We start from the raw sequence: 16315 nt of genomic DNA, 5'->3' as shown, positions 1-16315 counted from the left end.
GGTCGCGTTGACGATGATCTTCACCCGGTACAGATCCAGATCACCGCGGGCGAACGCAGCCCACACGTTCGGTAACCGGGTGATCAGGTTGTGCCCGATGTCGATCAACGCGGATGCCCCCGCGGACGTGATCGTCAACGCAGCCGACAGTTCGGCTTCGGCGGCGTCCCAGGGGTCGATCGTCGACACCGGATCAGGATCGGTGGGTGCCTCGTCGAGGCAGCGGTGAAACACCGCCGCCGCATAGGCATGCTTGCGCGCGGACACGGCAGCTTCGAACCGGTGCAGGGACGTGGCGGTGTCGACCAGCGCTGGGGTCGGCGCGGTTGCGGGGTCGGGTAACCCGGCCCCGGTGAGCGACTGCAGCAAATGCTCGAACATGTATTCGAGCCTACCCGAAACCTGTTGGCATGGCTAGCAATACAGCTACTGGAAGATGTGCGAAGTAGAAAAAATTGCGGACGCGGGGCGCCGGTGTCGCGTAGATACTCGAGCCGCCGTTGGCCTGACCGAATGGATTCAGGGAACCTGAGCTGGACCGCCAAACCGGCCTGTTCGCTACCAAACAACGACGACCGACCTTCGTCAACGACTACGCCTCGAAAACAAAGAGCGGGCCAGGGCCGGCCGGTGCACCGCACCCCGCTGAGCCAATTCCCGAAAGCCGGGACCCCCGGGCCCCCGACCTTCACAATAACTTTCGAGGACTCGGCACTCGAACAAGGAAACGCGGATGATCATCGATCCGAGCGGACGCGGCCCGACGATGCGGCAACTGATCGTCGCGGGCATCGTCTTCTTCGTGGTCGTCGCCCTCGCGCTCGTCCTCCTTCTGTTGCGCTACACCAACTACTTCAAGAAGTCCGTCGATATCGAAGCGGTGATGCAGTCGACCGGTGACGGCCTCGACCCACATGCAGACGTGAAGTTTCGCGGCGTTCTCGTCGGCAGTGTCGAGGGCGGCGAAATCGCGGCACGTGGTGCAGAGCAACGCATCTCGATCGAACTGATTCCCGACTATGCGAAGGACATCCCGTCGAACGTTACCGTGCGGGTGGTACCGAGCAACGTGTTCGGAGTGACCTCGATCGAACTGCTCGACAACGGCCCGGCCAGCCGCACATTGGCTGCCGGTGATGTGATCACGCAGGACACGAGCACAGAGTCGGTTGCCCTGCAGACGACATTGACGACCTTGCGCACGATCCTTGACGAGATCGATCCGGCCCGATTGGGCGCAGTGCTGTCCACGCTGGCGGAAGCGCTCGACCCCAGCTATCGCGTCCCGGGCTCGGCCGTCGAACGTCTCGATCGTCTCATCACCGCGATCGACACAGGGACCCCTACCGGCCAAGACCTGCTCAGCACGATGAGCGCAGGCATCGGCGCCCTGAACGAGTCGGCGCCCGAGTTACTCACGGTTCTCGGCGAAGCCGTCACAACCGCGCAGACGCTGTCCAACAAGCAGAGCCAGTTCGAAGCGGTCCTGTTCGGTGGCGGACTGACTCTCGATGCCGTCAACAGCCTGTTCGCCCGGAGCCCCGACGTGGGCAAGTCGCTGATCGGCAACGGCAACCTACTCCTCGGCGCGGTGGCGACGGATCCGCAGGCCATCACCGAGTCGATTCCCAGCCTCGGCAAAGCACTCCAGGGCCTGAGCGCGGTCAGCATTTTGCGGCCCGGGCAACCGCGCGAGTACCTCGAGCTGACCGTGCAGGCGTCGTTCACACCGTTTCGGCCCTACACGCAGGCAGACTGTCCGCGGTACGGCTCGATGGCCGGACCGAGTTGTGCCACAGCACCTTCCGTTCCCGATCCAGGCTTCCTGCCCCCGCAACTGTGGCCACGGCGACTCGACTCGGCTGGTCCACTCATCGCATTTCCACCTCTGCCGGGCGTGCCGGACATGCCGCGGCTACCGGGATTCGAACTGCCGCCGGGGCTGCAACTTCCCGGGGTGATCCCTGCGGCGTCCTATGGCGGCCCCGCGGCGGTGACGACGATCCTCGGCGACGAACCGGACTTCATGCAAATGCTCTTGCTCGGATCCGCACTGCGTGGCACATCGGTGCAGGTAGGCCAGCCCGATCGCAGACAAGGGTTGCGCCAGGGGTACCCGGTACCTTTAGTATCAGATAGCCCTAGGGTCCGACCGGCAACGAGGCCGTTCGGTTGCAGGAAGAAGGCTACGGATGACCGAGATCTTCGAATCGACGATTACCGCACGCGGAATCACCTCACCGGTGCTGCAAGCCGGTCCGCGGGAAGACACCACGGCGGTCGTCTTCATCCATGGCAACCCAGGTTCGTCACACGACTTCCGCGGACTGCTGAAAGCAGTTGGCCCGCACGGTCGCGCGATTGCGATCGACATGCCCGGGTTCGGTCGGGCCGACAAACCGCGCGACTTTTCGCAGACGCCCGCGGCGCATGCCCGGCACCTGGAGTCCGCGCTCGACGACCTCGGCGTCGAACGGGTTCATCTCGTGCTCCACGACTTCGGTGGCATGTGGGGATTGGCTTGGGCTGCAGCACATCCCGATCGCGTGGAGTCGGTGACGCTCATCGACACAGGACTGCTCGCCGGCTACACCTGGCACTGGCTTGCTCAGGTCTGGCAGACGCCGATCGTTGGCGAGTTGATGATGGCGTTCACCAGCCGGACCGCGTTTCGCATCGGAATGCCGAACGCGTACCCCTTCAAGCGCGCACCGAAGGCATTGCCCGCCGACTTCATCGATCACATGGCCGCCGATTTCGATGCGGACACCCGCAGCTCGGTCCTGCGCCTCTACCGGGCCTGCAAGCACATCCCCGAAGCCAGCGAGATGCTCGGACTTGCGTTGGCCCATCACAATTTTCCCGCGCTGGTCATCTGGGGCGGTCGCGACCACTTCCTTCCGGCCAAGCACGCGGCGGAGCAACGCGAAGCCTTTCCGAGCGCCAAAGTTGTTGTGCTGGCCGAAAGCGGGCACTGGCCGATGATCGACAATCCGGTCGCCACCGAGCAAGAGGTCGTCGACTTCCTCGCTCCGATGTTGGCGAAGGTCGGCGCCTGATAACTCAGCCCGCCGGAATGCCCAACGCCAGGATCGCGGTGTCGTCTTCGAGCCCGTCACCGAGGCTGGTCAGCAGCTGCTCCAGGGCGGTCGTGATGGCCCGCGCTGTGGTGGGCGCATGGGCGGCGGCGAACTCGAGCAACGCCCCGCTGTCGTCGTAACGGTTCCGCGAATTTGCGAGGCGGGCCTCGGTGAGCCCGTCCGTGTAGAACACGAGAGTGTCGCCGGGGCCGAGGTCGAGCGTCGTGGACTCGAAATGCGGACTCGACAAGATGCCGACCAGTTGTCCACCGGGCATCTCCTGGTACTGGACCGAACCGTCGACCCGGATCACCAGCGGCGGCGGATGTCCACCGCTCGCCAACTCGACTGTGTAGCCCGTGTCGCACGGCGTCAGAACCCCGAAGACAACGGTGCAGAAGCGGGGGTTGTCATTCGGATATTCCTGATGCAACGCGGTGTCGAGCGTGTTCAACACGGTAATCGGGTCTTGATCGAGGATGGCCGCAGCCCGCAGGGTGTACCGGGTCAGCGAGGTGATCACGGCGGCGTCGACCCCTTTGCCGACGACGTCGCCCAGAAACAGGGCCCAGCGTCCGGCACCGAGCGGAAAGACGTCGTAGAAGTCGCCGCCGACGTCGTCGACCGACGCGGGATGGTAGTACGCCGCGACCTCCATGCCTGACGGTGGCGACAGCCTCGGCGGCAACAGCGTCCGCTGTAGCGTCGCAGCCAGCGCATGCACCCGCGAACGCTCACTCTCCGCTTCCTCGCGAGCACGCAACAGTTCCTGCTCGTACGAACGACGGTCGCGAGCATCGAAGACGACCGTACGGATCAGCTGTGGTTCGTCGTTGGTCAGGTTTGCCGCCAGCAGAACGGAAAGCCGCGTTCGGTCCGCAGCGACCAAGTCGATCGCGATTCCATCTACTCGCGAATGCAGCTGCAGCAGCGGTGCGAAGTGAGTTTCGTAGTAAATGCGGCCCGCCGCGGACAGCAGCGTCGTGAACCGGCGGCCGATGAGGTCCTGCTTCGCGTACCCGAGCCACTCGACCAGGGTTGCGTTGAGGTCGACGATCGTTCCGTCGGTGCGAGTGGTCACGTATCCGCAGGGCGCGTGGTCGAACAGGTCCGCGAAATCGGGAACAGCGGCGGTCACCTGATCACAGCTTCCTCATTGCGACGCGAACCGAGCGATTGCCCGAGCTGTCAGCTCCGGCGCACTCATGTGCGGGCAATGGCCCGTTGCGTCAAGCGTCTCCAACCGGCTGCCGGATATGTGAGCGCTGACGTACGCACCGACTGTCGGCGGTGCGATCGCGTCTTCGCGGCATTCGATGACGACGGTCGGCACTTGGACGGTCGCAAGGTCGTCGCGGTTGTCGGACAGGAAAGTGGTGCGCGCGAACACCTTTGCGATGGCTGGGTCCATCCGGCAGAAGGTGTCGGTCAACTCCGCTCCCAACTCGGGCCGATCCGGATTGCCCATGATCGTCGGCGCCATAGTGGCCGACCACCCCAGATAGTTGCTGTCCAGCACCTCGAGGAGTTCGTCGATATCCGCGCGAGTGAACCCGCCTCGATATTCTGAATCATCGACGTATCGCGGCGACGGAGTCAGCAGGACCAACTTCGTGATCCGGTCTTGCGCGGCCTCGGCCGCGAGTACCCCGATCATCGCGGATACCGAATGTCCCACAAAAGTCACGTCGTCGAGGTCGAGCCCGCGGAGTAGCGCGACGACATCGTCGGCGTAGCCCTGCAAGGAGCTGTACCGGTCCACGTCCCATGCGGAACTGTCCGCACCACCGGAACCGACGTAATCGAAGAGGACGACCCGGAAGTCGTCGACGAGTCGGGGAACCACCAGCCGCCACACGCTTTGGTCGCAACCGAATCCGTGCGCCAGTACAAGAACCCGGCCGTCCGGGTTACCGGTGACTGTCACGTTGTGGCGGACTCGCACATCCATGCACGCATCCTTACACGGTTGTGCCGCAGGCGTGTCGGCCCGATCAACCTGCCGGCTCGATCTTGCCGACGTCGAAGCTGCATCCGCCGTAGAGCGTCTTCACCCAGCCGGTTATCCGGACCTTGTCGCCCCACTCGACCACCGAGCCGTCGTCGAATCTGATCGTCACGTCCGATTCTTCGTAGCCGGGCCCCGTGACCTCGATTGTACTGTCGCCGTTGCCTTCCCGGACGTACAGCGCAAACTGGTGTTCAGGGTTTCCATACTCGGCGCCCGGCTCGTCGACGAAGTCCATGTTGCAACGCGTATCGCTCCCCTCCTCCGAATTGTGGATGCTGCACACGACAGCACTCGGCAGCTCGAAATAGCCGACGGCCGCGACCTTGCTGTCGTCTTCAGCAGAACAGACGTCGGAGAACGCAAGCTCGTCGGCAGAGCAGCCGGCGAGAACACCGACCGCAGCCGCCGCCAACAGATACCGAGCCGATTTCGCTGCCAATTTGAGCCTTTCGAAGCATGGCTGACGGGGCGTTTGTCGTATTCAACAGCAGTTGTATCCGATCCTTCACCAAGCAGCGACTTCCCTCACCCGTATCGGCTGTAGCATCTGCAACCACTGGCCCCACCTGACACAGGAGAAACCATGACGCACAAGACATTTCGCCGAAACAGGACAAACCAACGCAGATCGCGAGCGGCTGCGGTCATCACCGGAGTCGGTGCCGCCGCAGTCATGGCGGTTCTGTCGGCTCCGACAGCGGGCGCGACCGTCACGAGCATCACCATCGATCCGGGATTCAGCACGGGGTCGTCGAATGTGTACGGCATGGGTTGCTCGTACAACGTGACCGCCACTCTCGACGACCCCGGACCCGTGTTCTTCGGCTCGACCGGGCTCGCGAATTTCGACCCGACGTGGGTGAACCCTGCCAACGGCAGGGCTCAATCGCGGTGGACTCCCCGCGCAACCGGCCTGTACTGGGTGACCGCGTCGACCGGCGAAGGCGATGGCGAGACGTTCAAGAACGTTCAGGTCCGAGTCTCGAACGCCATCGCCTTGGGCCCCATCTGCCTCGTTATCCCATAGCAGGCGCGAGCTTCGGCCGACGGCGGAAGTTCACCGTCGTCAACAGCCCGGCCAGGGCGACGAACATGACGAAGATCAGTGCCGGACGGTAGCCGTCGAGAACCTCGGCTGCAGTCTGCACATTCTCGGCACTCCCCGTCGTCCCGATCATCGCGGTTGCCACCGCGAGCACAACTGCCGGACCGACCTGCATCGCCGTCTGCACGAGACCGGCCGCGAGACCCTGCTCATGGTCGGCGACACCGTTGGTCGCCTGCACGTTGATCGCCGAGAACCCCAGCGCGAAGCCGGCACCGAGCAGCAGGACCGTAGGCAGGATCTGCGTCCAGTAGTCAGGATGGTCGTTCATGCGAAGGAACAGCAGATAGCCGAGGCTCATGCTGAGCAGACCGGCAGCGATCAACGGCTGCGTGCCGAATCGATCGATGACGCCGCCCATGATCGTCGAACTGAGCACCACGATGATGCCTGTGGGCAGCAACGCGACAGCCATGTGGATCGGCGACCAGCCCAGCGTGTCCTGCAGGTACAGCGTGACCATGAACTGGAAGGTGATGAACGACCCGCCCATCGCGACGATCGCGGCGGCGGCCCGCAGCAGCGTCGGGCGACGCAACATCCCCAGCCGGACGAGCGGGTGCGCAATCCTTTGTTCCACCCGCACGAACGCCGCGAGCAGAGCAGCGACGGCAACGAACGAGCCGATAGTGCGCACGGACCCCCAACCCGCCTCGGGTGCCGATACGACCGTGAAGACCAACAGCAGCATCGACGCGGTCAGCAGCGTGGCCCCTACGAGGTCGTAACTTCCTGCCTCACTTGGCTTGTCCCGTGGAATGAGGAAGTAGCCTGCAACGAGCGCAATGAGTGCAATCGGCACCGGAAGCATGAACGTGTACCGCCAGTTGATGCCGGTCATCAGGCCGCCGAATACGAGCCCGAACGAGAATCCGCTGGCACCGAACACGGTGTAGAGCGCGAGCGCCTTGTTGCGGGCCTTGCCTTCCGCGAACGTCGTCGTGATGATCGACAACCCTGTCGGTGCGGTGAAGGCGGCAGCAACACCCTTGATCAGGCGAGTCGCGATAAGCAACGGACCCGAGTCGACCAAGCCGCCGGCCAGCGAGGCGATGGCGAAGACCGCGACGGCGATGAGAAAGACCTTGCGGCGGCCGGCGAGGTCGGCTGTGCGACCGCCGAGGAGGAGTAGACCGCCGTATCCGAGAACGTAACCGCTGATCAGCCACTGCAGCGTCGAAGTGGACAAGCCGAGATCCGCGCCGATCGACGGCACCGCGACGCCGACCATCGAGACGTCGAGACCGTCGAGGAAAAGCACGAGGCAGAGGGTGATGAGCATGCCCCAGAGCCGGAGCGGCCACTGCAGGTCGTCACCCGAACCTGACGACACGTCAGTGCCCTTGCTGAGCGTGATGGTGGATGTCATGAGTAGGGACATTACATGCACGTGCATATGTTGCCAACACATTTAATGCGGTTGCATGAAACTGTCCGCGCTACTACGATGTGGCCATGTCCGATAACTCGACAAGGGAGTTGAGGGGTCCGGAGCTGGTCGAACAGTGGCGAGACCTACTTTCGAAACACTCAACCGTCTCGTGCGCGCTGGAGAAGTCACTGCAGGGCACCCACGGCATCGGACTCAGCGAGTTCGAAACCCTGGACCGCCTCGTCGATGCCAAATGCGGCAAGTACAAGATGAGCGACCTAGCGCAGGACATCTACCTCAGCCAGAGTGCGCTCTCACGGGCGGTCGCGCGGCTCGAGAAGGACGGCCTCGTCGAGCGCTCGATGTGCGCCGACGACCGGCGTTCGATCTTCGTGGCGCTCACCGACGCAGGCCGCGAACTGCACACACAAGCGCGCGACACGCATCGCGAAGTGCTGGCCGACACACTGGAACCGTGATCACAATCCGGTTCGCGAGCTGAACACGTCCAGTAGGAGTTGATCCGGGATCGGGATCGTCGGCTCGAATTCCGGAAGCGGAGTCAGGGACGCGAGGTAGAGCGCACAGACGAGCTGGATCAGCCGTACCGGGACGGCCGGCAGCGGTTGCGAATCGTCGCGCGCTTGCACGAGAACCGCGAAGCCGACGACGACCAGCACCGACGTCCCGAACACGCTGAACCACCGCATCCAGTCCATGCCCGTCGCGAAGGTGAAGAGGATCGGGACACCGACACACACGACGAGTCCCGCCCGCCACAACGGCGTGACATCGGTCGTCCGGACCTCCCATTCGCGGCCGACCCACTGCCGAATCCACAAGGCCTGCGCGGCGATCAGGACACCGCCGACGGTCAGTTGCATCAGATGCTTGTCGAGACCGACGCTGGCGATGTGGTCCCAGGAGGTCGCGATGTCGTCGGCGAGAAAACGGAACACGGTCGGTCCGTTGATTGCTGCATCGGCGCGCAACGCAGCCGAAGTCTCGACGTCGACCCCGCCGAAGAAGAAGACGACGAGCACCGCGAGCCCAGCGGGTCCGATTGTCAACACCGAGAGCCGGACCTGCTCGGCGAGTGTCCGATCCGTCGCGACGAAGATCAGCGGTACCGCGAACACACCGAAGAACAGCAGCGCACCCTCGTGGACGAATACCAAGACCGCCAACACAATTCCGAGCGCGCCCAGCACGGGGACGAGCCGCCTGGTGTACACACACGCCACACCTACGAGCACGAGCACGACAAGTCCGAGCTGATCCGGCCGCCGGTGCAGCACCAACTGGTCCACGACGAACGGACTGCACGCGAGCAGCATTGCCATGAATGCGGTCGGGACCGTCATGCGCCGAATCAGCAACTCGATCAGCAGAACGACCGCCGCAACGGGAAGGAGCGCCGACACCAGCACCGCAAAGCGGACCGCTGTCGCGCTGTCTCCGACCAGTGCACCACCAAGCCCACGCCGGACGAAACCGTGGTCGTAATCGACGAACCAATAGGACTTGATGAAACCGCGCGTCGCAACGGAATACGACCCCGCGAGCTGAACGAGGAGCAAGACCGCAACGAAGAGGCGCAGCGCGACCGGCGCAAAAGTAATCGACGGCGCGGTGGGCTCGGCGGTCTCGGTGTGGACGCTCATGGCCGTCATCATGCCCGGACTGCCGTGGCGAGATCGCGCGATCTGTACGGTCGAGGAATGACGCAGCCTGCGATATGGAAACCGGCGGCCGGCATCCTGCTGAACAGACTTGCTCCGCTGTTGGACAAGCGGCTCGAATCGTCGGTCCGGCCGTTCGATCGGCCGCAGATGCTGCGCCCACGCGCAGACTCCAAGCTCTGGGCGTGGACACACTATGGAGTCTTCGTACCCGAGCTCCCCGAACCGTGGCGATACGTCAACACGATGACGTTCATCGGCACGACGGGAACGCGAATCTTCGACAACGAAGTCCTGGCAACCAAGGATCCACGACGCAACGCCACGGTGCTGAGTTCCACCGCGCACGACGACCATCATCACTACCGCGCGTACGACATCGACGGCGAATGCGCATTCGCCGCCGACGGCCGCCATCTGGCCTGGGGACCGGATCTCACGGTCGACGTCGAGTACCCCAAATTCACGCTGAAGGGCCAATACGACACGTTCTCCGTCGACCTGGAACTCGAAGCGACACCGCAGGTCTCGTGGTTCGTCGACACACCCGTCTACCGCCACCTGAGCCTGCTCGCCACCTACTCCGGGCACATCGCGGACGCAAGCGGGAAGACTGCGATCTCAGGCATCGGGACCGTCGAATACGCGCACTGCGTGTCGCCGCAATCGTTGTTCGGCGGCTCGGTGCCGCAGGCGTTGAAGTTGCCCGCCGACTTCTTCACCTACCAAATTCTCAACCTGTCCGAAGACACTCAACTGCTACTGACAGACGTGCGCGCGATGGGTGTGTCGGCGGCACGACTCGCGCACCTGCGGTCACTCGACGGCACAACCGAGGTCTACGACAAGGTCACGTTCGACGTGGTCGAGTGGGCCGCCGAGCCACAGGTCGATCCCGCAGGAAACACCATGCGGACACCGCGACGGCTGCGCTGGACGATCGGCGACGGGGTCGGCGTCATCGAAGGCGTCGTCGACAGCCCGCTGCGCTACGGGCACGGAAACGGGTACGTCGGCGCGTATCACTACGAAGGGTCGTGGCGCGGCGAACCGGTCAGCGGGAGCGGCTATCTCGAATGGGTCGACAACGAAAAGGTCTGACGCACTACCTGTTTGCGAAGTCGCGCACCAGCCGCGCGACTTCGACCGGGCGCTCGACATTCGGCGAATGGCCTGCCCCCTCGATGACGGCGACGCTGGCGCCGGCAGCCGCATATCGCTCGATCGACTTGTCGCAGTCGTACATCTGATCGTGGCGGCCGTGAATCGCGAGGGTGGGCAGCCCGAGTTCCCGGATCTGCTCGTCGAGCGGTCGGCGGGCAAGGAGGTTCTTCCGCTCGACCAGAACTGCGCGTTGGGCACGCGACGACATCGCTTGGTGGTCCTCGAACATTCGATTCGGCGAATCGAGACCGGAGTCGATGCGGAAGCCCGGCGCGAAACCGATCCCCGCGAAGAACTGCACACTCGGCGCGGTCGCGAGGCTGTGCAGCACATCGCCGACGAACGGGAGGCCCAGCAGAATCCCGGCAGCGGGCAAGGTTGCGTAGCTGTAGTCCGGCGCTTGGCTCAGGACGACCACCTTCCCGACCCGATCGGACCGCGCAGCCACGGCGAGCGCAACATCCGCACCGAACGAATGCCCCACGGCCACCACATTCTTCACGTCCAGCGTGTCCAGAACCGCGGCGACCATCCGGCTCTGCGAACGGGCATCCAGACCCTCGTGCCCGCCGGTGCAGCCGTAACCCTGCAGGTCGATTCGAATGACCCGGTGCGTATCGGCCAGCACTGTGGTCATTCGATCGAACCAGTGCATCGAGGCGGCGAAGCCGTGAATAAGCAGAAGCGGGCAGCCGTCGGACGGCCCGTCCTCACGAACGTGCACCGTGTTGGAACCGACTTCGAGCATCGTCCCGATCCGTAGCCGCGCGGCCACCATCGAACCTCCTCGTCCGGCGGCCCAAAGCCGCGCGCCAGCACGATACTGCTTTGCATTCGATACATCAACGTATCCGGCGCGTCGCCGACGGATCGGTCAGATCAGAAACTGTGCTGCACGGTCGGCGAGGTCGAAAATCGGCTGCGGCAGGATGCCGAGGACGACTGTCACAGCTGCGCCGATCCCGATTGCGGCGGTCGTGAGCGGACTTGCCGCAATAACCTCCCCCGGATCGTCCGGCGGCTCGGCGAAGAACATCAGCACGATGACGCGGACGTAGAAGTACGCCGCGACCGCACTGCTCGCGACGCCGACGATGACCAGCGGTGCGGCACCACCCTCAGCCGCGGCTTGGAAGACCGCGAACTTGCTGACGAAACCGCTCGTCAACGGGATGCCGGCAAGCGCAAGGAGGAAGAGCGCAAAGATCACCCCGAACAGCGGAGACCGCCTGCCGATACCCGCCCACCGCGCCATCTCGGTGACCTCGCCGGAGCTGTCCCGGACAAGGCTCACGATCGCAAAAGCTCCGAGCGTGCTGAACCCGTAGGCGAAGAGATAGAACATCGTCGCCGACAGACCCGCTGTATTGGCCGCAACCACACCGGTCAGGATGAACCCCGCATGCGCAACCGACGAGTACGCCAGCATGCGTTTCACATCGGTCTGTGTGACGGCCATGATCGCCCCGACCACCATCGTGAGGATCGCGATGCCCCACATGACCGGTCGCCAGTCGAGCCGCAGATCCGGCACCGCGACGTAGAAGATTCGCAACGTCGCACCGAAGGCCGCGATCTTCGTCGCGGCCGCCATGAACGCCGTGATAGGAGTCGGCGCGCCCTCGTACACGTCCGGAATCCAGGAGTGGAACGGCACCGCACCGACCTTGAACAGCAGGCCGACGGTCAGTAGCCCGAGCCCGACCAGCGCCAGCGACTCGCTGCCCTCCGCGGCCTTGATCGCCTCCGCGATGCCTGGCAGGTCGACGGTTCCGGCGTAGCCGTAGAGCAGCGCGACGCCGTAGAGGAAGAACGCCGAGGAGAACGCACCGAGCAAGAAGTACTTCAGCGCCGCTTCCTGCGAGAGCAGTCGCTTTCGTCGCGCGAGGCCGCACATCACATACAGCGGCAGCGACAAGACCTCGAGCGCAACGAACATCGTCAGCAAGTCGTTCGACGCCGGGAACAAAAGCATGCCGCCGACCGCGAGCATCGTCAGCGGGAAGACCTCGGTCTGCGCGACACCGGCCTTGGTCGCCTCCAACTCGGCGACACTGCCCGGCACGGCGGACGCCTGGTAGGTGAATGCCTCACCGCCGCGTTCGGCAATGAGCAGGATGGACAGGATCGCGATCAGCAGGATCGTGCCCTGCATGAAAAGCGTCGGACCGTCGATCGCGACGGCACCTGCGACGACGAACTTGCCGACCGATCCGGGCGGATCGATATCCCGCGCAAGCAGAACGACCGCCACGAACGCGGCAACCAGTCCGCCGAGACTCAACGCGAGTTGGGTCGCCGCGCGACCACGACGCGGCAGGAACGCCTCGATCAGCACACCGACAACCGACACGCCGAACACGATCAACATCGGCGAAAGCTGGCCGTACTCGACATCGGGGGTCGGCGACGTCACGACTTCTGCGAGCAGATCGAGACTCACTTGTGCCCACCTCCGATCTCGGTGGCGGGCCTGTCACCGGCGGTCGGTGCCGGGTCGTGCTGGTCGATGGTTGTCATCGTCTCGCTCACCGCCGGAGTGATGAAGTCGAGGACCGGCTTCGGATACACACCGAGCACGATCAGCAGCGCCAGCAACGGACCGACCACCACGAGTTCGCGTGGCACGAGGTCGGGTATTCGTTCGTTGCCCTTCGTGACCGGTCCGGTCATCATCCGCTGGTAGAGCCACAGGATGTAGATCGCCGCCAGCACGAGCGCACTGACCGCGATGACTGCGGCAACCGGATAGCGCGTGAACGTGCCGATCAGGACGAGGAATTCGCTGACGAACGGTGCGAGTCCCGGCAACGAGAGCGTCGCGAGACCGGCAACCAGGAACGTACCCGCCAAGACGGGAGCGACCTTCTGCACGCCGCCGTAGGACTCGATGAGTCGCGTACCGCGACGGGAAACAAGGAACCCGGCGACCAGGAACAGCGCGGCGGTCGAGATGCCGTGGTTGACCATGTACAGCGTCGAACCGGTCAAGCCCTGGCTCGTCATGGCGAAGATGCCCAAAATGATGAAACCGAAGTGCGAGATCGATGTGTATGCGATCAGCCGCATCACGTCGGTCTGGCCGATCGCGAGGATTGCGCCGTAGACGATTCCGATCACGGCAAGCGTCGCGATCGCCAGTGCGAAGTATTTCGACGCGTCCGGGAACAGCTCGAGGCAGTAGCGCAGCATGCCGAACGTGCCGACCTTGTCGACGACCGCCATCATCAGAACCGCGCTCGCGGGCGTGGCTTCGACCGCCGCGCCTGGCAACCAGGTGTGGAACGGCCACAGTGGCGCCTTGACCGCGAACGCGAACATGAAGCCGAGGAACAGGGCTTTGAGCACGGTCGGGTCGGCGCCGAGCTCGCCTGCCGACACAGCCGCGACGATTTCGCGGAAGTCGAACGTGCCCGCGCCCTCGCGTGCCGTGACGACGTACAGACCGATGACCGCGGCAAGCATGACGAGCCCGCCGAGGAGGTTGTAGAGCAGGAACTTCACCGCCGCCCGCGACCGGTTCGCACCGCCGAACCCGCCGATCAGGAAGTACATCGGGATGAGCATCGCCTCGAAGAAGACGTAGAACAGCAAGACGTCGAGTGCAACGAACGAGACCAGCACCATCGCTTCGACGAGCAGCGTCAATGCGAAGTAGGTCGGAGCTTTGCGCGAAGACGTCCCGACGGAGTCGTCGGCGTCCTTCCAGCCGGCGAGAATCAGCAGCGGCAACAGGACCGCGGTGAGCAGTACCAAAGCCAGCGCGATGCCGTCGATGCCGAGCGCGTACTTGGCACCGAAAGCCGGGATCCACTCATGGGATTCGACGAACTGATAGCGGTCGCCGCCCGATTCGAACTGGACTGCCAACGCGATCGCGATGACGAGAACCGCGACCGTGGTACCGAGCGCGACCGGCTTGGCGAACCGGCGCGAAGCACCGGGAAGCGCGAAGATCGCGACAGCGCCCAGCACGGGAACCACCCACAACGCGGTCAGCCAGGGAAAGTCCGTCACCACACCCTCACCAGGACCATCGTGGCGACCACGAGCGCCGCACCTGCGAACATCGACAGAGCATACGAACGCACGAATCCGGTTTGCAGCCGCCTGACGTGCTCCGAGAGGAAGCCGATCGACGCCGCGAATCCGTTGACGATGCCGTCTACACCGCGCGTGTCCGCGAACACCATGGACCGCGTCACAACCTGGCCCGGACGCATGAACGCCGCCTCGTTGAACGCGTCACCGTAGAGGTCCCTGCGTGCCGCGACGGTGAGTGCGGAACCGGCTGGTGCGACCGCGGGAATCTCGCGTTGCGCGTATTGCCTGTAGGCCACTGCGACACCCGCCAGTACCACTGCGAGCGTCAGGGCAGTCGTCACCCATACAGGAATCGTGACCTCCTCGTGGTGCGCGCCGACCACCGGCTCGAGCCAGTCCTGCAGCGACGATCCGATCGCGAGCAGACCGCCCGATGCGACCGAACCCACCGCTAGGACGACCATCGGGCCCGTCATGACTCGCGGTGATTCGTGCGGATGCGCGTCGTCGGCCCACCGCCGTTTGCCGAAGAACGTCATCAGCATGACCCGCGTCATGTAGAACGCGGTCAGACCAGCACCGATCAGCGTCGCGACGCCGAGGATCACGCCTTTCGGCCCACCGGCGGCGAAGGCAACCTCGATGATCTTGTCCTTCGAAAAGAATCCGGCGAACGGTGGCAGACCGATGATGGCGAGATAGCCGAGGCCGAACGTCACGAACGTGATCGGCATGACGGTCCGTAGTCCGCCGTACCTGCGCATGTTCACTTCGTCGTTCATCCCGTGCATGACAGAGCCCGCGCCGAGGAACAAGCCAGCTTTGAAGAATCCGTGGGTGAGCAGATGCATGATCGCGAATGCGTAGCCCGCCGGACCTAGTCCGGCCGCCAGCACCATGTAACCGATCTGGCTCATCGTCGAAGCCGCGAGCGCCTTCTTGATGTCGTCCTTCGCGCAACCGACGATCGCACCGAACAGCAGCGTCACCGCTCCGACGATCACGACGGCGAGCTGGGCATCAGGAGCCAGATCGAAGATCGGGTTGGACCGCGTGATCAGGTACACGCCTGCCGTCACCATCGTCGCGGCGTGGATGAGCGCCGAAACCGGCGTTGGACCTTCCATCGCGTCGCCGAGCCAGGCCTGCAGCGGGACCTGCGCCGACTTGCCGCATGCTGCGAGCAGGAGTGCCAGCCCGATCCACGTCACCGCGGCTTCGCTCGCGCCGGGAGCACCGGCGAAGACGTCCGCAAAGGAGACCGATCCGAACGTCGCGAACATGATCATCATCGCGAGCGCCAACCCCATGTCACCGACCCGGTTGACGACGAAGGCCTTCTTCGCTGCGGTCGCCGCGGACGGCTTGTACTGCCAGAAGCCGATCAGCAGATACGACGCCAGACCGACACCCTCCCAGCCGACGTACAGGCCGAGGAAGTTGTCTGCCAGAACCAGCAGCAGCATCGCTGCGAGGAAGAGGTTGAGGTACGCGAAGAAGCGTCGCCGTTCGGCGTCGTGCTCCATGTAGCCGACCGAATAGATGTGGATCAGCGAGCCCACGCCGGTGATCAGCAGTACGAAGCACATCGACAGCGGATCGAGTTGGAGCCCGAAGTCGACTTTCAGTTCTGCGACCGGCACCCAGCTGAAGAGGTTCTGGTGCAGGAGGCGGTCCGCCGAATCGCGGCCGAGCATGTCGAAGAACAGTGCGACACCGACGACAAACGACGCGAGCGACGCGGCACAGCCGAGGTAGTGGCCCCACGCATTCGTGCGGTTGCCGCCCAACAGCAGGATCGCGGCACCGAGGAGCGGCAGAGCCGGCAGCAGCCAGATCATCTCTGTGTCCATGCCG

Annotated in this window: 15 protein-coding genes and 1 pseudogene; 5 read left to right on the top strand and 11 right to left on the bottom strand. The window is 64.2% G+C overall.

The features are described from left to right. Together JGU72_RS24165 and JGU72_RS30830 are read right to left on the bottom strand one after the other, a co-directional pair. On the bottom strand, positions 1 to 381 hold a 381-nt coding region (locus JGU72_RS24165), incomplete at its 3' end, for a DUF222 domain-containing protein (RefSeq protein WP_199686640.1). A gap of 307 nt (positions 382 to 688) precedes the next feature. Beyond that, entirely contained in the window at positions 689 to 991 is a 303-nt protein-coding gene (locus JGU72_RS30830) for a hypothetical protein (protein WP_233532910.1), read from the bottom strand. On the opposite strand from JGU72_RS30830, the pseudogene JGU72_RS30825 reads away from it, so the two are divergent. Both JGU72_RS30825 and JGU72_RS24155 read left to right on the top strand, forming a co-directional pair. Then, positions 884 to 1477 (top strand): annotated as a pseudogene (locus tag JGU72_RS30825) (MlaD family protein); the annotation flags it as partial. The gene JGU72_RS30830 and the pseudogene JGU72_RS30825 overlap by 108 nt on opposite strands. A gap of 715 nt (positions 1478 to 2192) precedes the next feature. Then, positions 2193 to 3059 carry an alpha/beta fold hydrolase gene (locus tag JGU72_RS24155; RefSeq protein WP_199686639.1) on the top strand — a complete coding sequence of 289 codons (867 nt, stop codon included), beginning with the start codon at positions 2193 to 2195 and terminating at the stop codon, positions 3057 to 3059. A 4-nt stretch (positions 3060 to 3063) separates the two neighbouring features. Here JGU72_RS24155 and JGU72_RS24150 read toward each other — a convergent pair whose 3' ends face one another. The 3 genes from JGU72_RS24150 to JGU72_RS24140 are packed head-to-tail and all read right to left on the bottom strand — an operon-like array spanning position 3064 to position 5530. Next, positions 3064 to 4218, bottom strand: coding sequence for a PP2C family protein-serine/threonine phosphatase (locus JGU72_RS24150; RefSeq protein WP_199686638.1), 1155 nt, complete (start codon positions 4216 to 4218; stop codon positions 3064 to 3066). A gap of 15 nt (positions 4219 to 4233) precedes the next feature. Then, positions 4234 to 5031 (bottom strand): alpha/beta fold hydrolase, encoded by a 798-nt coding sequence (locus tag JGU72_RS24145; protein ID WP_199686637.1) that lies wholly within the window; start codon positions 5029 to 5031, stop codon positions 4234 to 4236. A 43-nt stretch (positions 5032 to 5074) separates the two neighbouring features. Then, complete coding sequence (locus JGU72_RS24140) at positions 5075 to 5530, bottom strand: hypothetical protein (protein ID WP_199686636.1); 456 nt, start codon at positions 5528 to 5530, stop codon at positions 5075 to 5077. 144 nt (positions 5531 to 5674) lie between these two features. On the opposite strand from JGU72_RS24140, the gene JGU72_RS24135 reads away from it, so the two are divergent. After that, positions 5675 to 6118, top strand: a complete 444-nt coding sequence (locus JGU72_RS24135; RefSeq protein WP_199686635.1) for a hypothetical protein — start codon at positions 5675 to 5677, stop codon at positions 6116 to 6118. On the opposite strand, the gene JGU72_RS24130 is transcribed toward JGU72_RS24135, so the two are convergent. Next, positions 6108 to 7565, bottom strand: a complete 1458-nt coding sequence (locus tag JGU72_RS24130) for an MFS transporter (RefSeq protein ID WP_199686634.1) — start codon at positions 7563 to 7565, stop codon at positions 6108 to 6110. The two genes, JGU72_RS24135 and JGU72_RS24130, sit on opposite strands and share 11 nt — an antisense overlap. Positions 7566 to 7651: 86 nt before the next feature. On the opposite strand from JGU72_RS24130, the gene JGU72_RS24125 reads away from it, so the two are divergent. Beyond that, positions 7652 to 8047, top strand: a complete 396-nt coding sequence (locus tag JGU72_RS24125; protein ID WP_199686633.1) for a MarR family winged helix-turn-helix transcriptional regulator — start codon at positions 7652 to 7654, stop codon at positions 8045 to 8047. On the opposite strand, the gene JGU72_RS24120 is transcribed toward JGU72_RS24125, so the two are convergent. Then, positions 8048 to 9232 (bottom strand): hypothetical protein, encoded by a 1185-nt coding sequence (locus JGU72_RS24120; protein WP_199686632.1) that lies wholly within the window; start codon positions 9230 to 9232, stop codon positions 8048 to 8050. It lies immediately after the preceding gene. 57 nt (positions 9233 to 9289) lie between these two features. On the opposite strand from JGU72_RS24120, the gene JGU72_RS24115 reads away from it, so the two are divergent. After that, positions 9290 to 10351: a DUF6670 family protein gene (locus JGU72_RS24115; RefSeq protein ID WP_199686631.1), complete on the top strand. Its 1062-nt coding sequence runs from the start codon at positions 9290 to 9292 to the stop codon at positions 10349 to 10351. Between the two features lie 4 nt (positions 10352 to 10355). On the opposite strand, the gene JGU72_RS24110 is transcribed toward JGU72_RS24115, so the two are convergent. From JGU72_RS24110 to nuoL, 4 genes are all read right to left on the bottom strand, one after another. Next, a complete protein-coding gene (locus JGU72_RS24110) occupies positions 10356 to 11192 on the bottom strand; it encodes an alpha/beta fold hydrolase (RefSeq protein ID WP_199686630.1) in 837 nt (278 codons plus the stop codon). A 96-nt stretch (positions 11193 to 11288) separates the two neighbouring features. Beyond that, on the bottom strand, positions 11289 to 12857 hold the full coding sequence (nuoN, locus tag JGU72_RS24105) for an NADH-quinone oxidoreductase subunit NuoN (protein ID WP_307828582.1): 1569 nt from the start codon (positions 12855 to 12857) through the stop codon (positions 11289 to 11291). Then, positions 12854 to 14431 carry an NADH-quinone oxidoreductase subunit M gene (locus tag JGU72_RS24100; RefSeq protein WP_199686629.1) on the bottom strand — a complete coding sequence of 526 codons (1578 nt, stop codon included), beginning with the start codon at positions 14429 to 14431 and terminating at the stop codon, positions 12854 to 12856. The genes nuoN and JGU72_RS24100 overlap by 4 nt, the downstream gene beginning before the upstream one ends. Continuing rightward, a complete protein-coding gene (gene nuoL, locus JGU72_RS24095) occupies positions 14428 to 16311 on the bottom strand; it encodes an NADH-quinone oxidoreductase subunit L (RefSeq protein WP_199686628.1) in 1884 nt (627 codons plus the stop codon). Before nuoL ends, JGU72_RS24100 begins: the two co-directional genes overlap by 4 nt. Between the last annotated feature and the right edge of the window lie 4 nt (positions 16312 to 16315).

The sequence above is a fragment of the Antrihabitans auranticaus genome (assembly GCF_016481275.1).
Taxonomy (GTDB): Bacteria; Actinomycetota; Actinomycetes; order Mycobacteriales; family Mycobacteriaceae; genus Antrihabitans.
Note: the sequence above shows the minus strand (reverse complement) of the source record. Positions and strands in the feature narration are given on the sequence as shown.

What these genes read in the sequence shown, in the direction of transcription:
- JGU72_RS24155 (WP_199686639.1), top strand. Translation starts at nt 2,193, where the DNA reads ATGACCGAGATCTTCGAATCGACGATTACCGCACGCGGAATCACCTCA.
- JGU72_RS24145 (WP_199686637.1), bottom strand. Translation starts at nt 5,031, where the DNA reads ATGGATGTGCGAGTCCGCCACAACGTGACAGTCACCGGTAACCCGGAC.
- JGU72_RS24135 (WP_199686635.1), top strand. Translation starts at nt 5,675, where the DNA reads ATGACGCACAAGACATTTCGCCGAAACAGGACAAACCAACGCAGATCG.
- JGU72_RS24130 (WP_199686634.1), bottom strand. Translation starts at nt 7,565, where the DNA reads ATGACATCCACCATCACGCTCAGCAAGGGCACTGACGTGTCGTCAGGT.
- JGU72_RS24125 (WP_199686633.1), top strand. Translation starts at nt 7,652, where the DNA reads ATGTCCGATAACTCGACAAGGGAGTTGAGGGGTCCGGAGCTGGTCGAA.
- JGU72_RS24120 (WP_199686632.1), bottom strand. Translation starts at nt 9,232, where the DNA reads ATGAGCGTCCACACCGAGACCGCCGAGCCCACCGCGCCGTCGATTACT.
- JGU72_RS24115 (WP_199686631.1), top strand. Translation starts at nt 9,290, where the DNA reads ATGACGCAGCCTGCGATATGGAAACCGGCGGCCGGCATCCTGCTGAAC.
- JGU72_RS24110 (WP_199686630.1), bottom strand. Translation starts at nt 11,192, where the DNA reads ATGGTGGCCGCGCGGCTACGGATCGGGACGATGCTCGAAGTCGGTTCC.
- nuoL (WP_199686628.1), bottom strand. Translation starts at nt 16,311, where the DNA reads ATGGACACAGAGATGATCTGGCTGCTGCCGGCTCTGCCGCTCCTCGGT.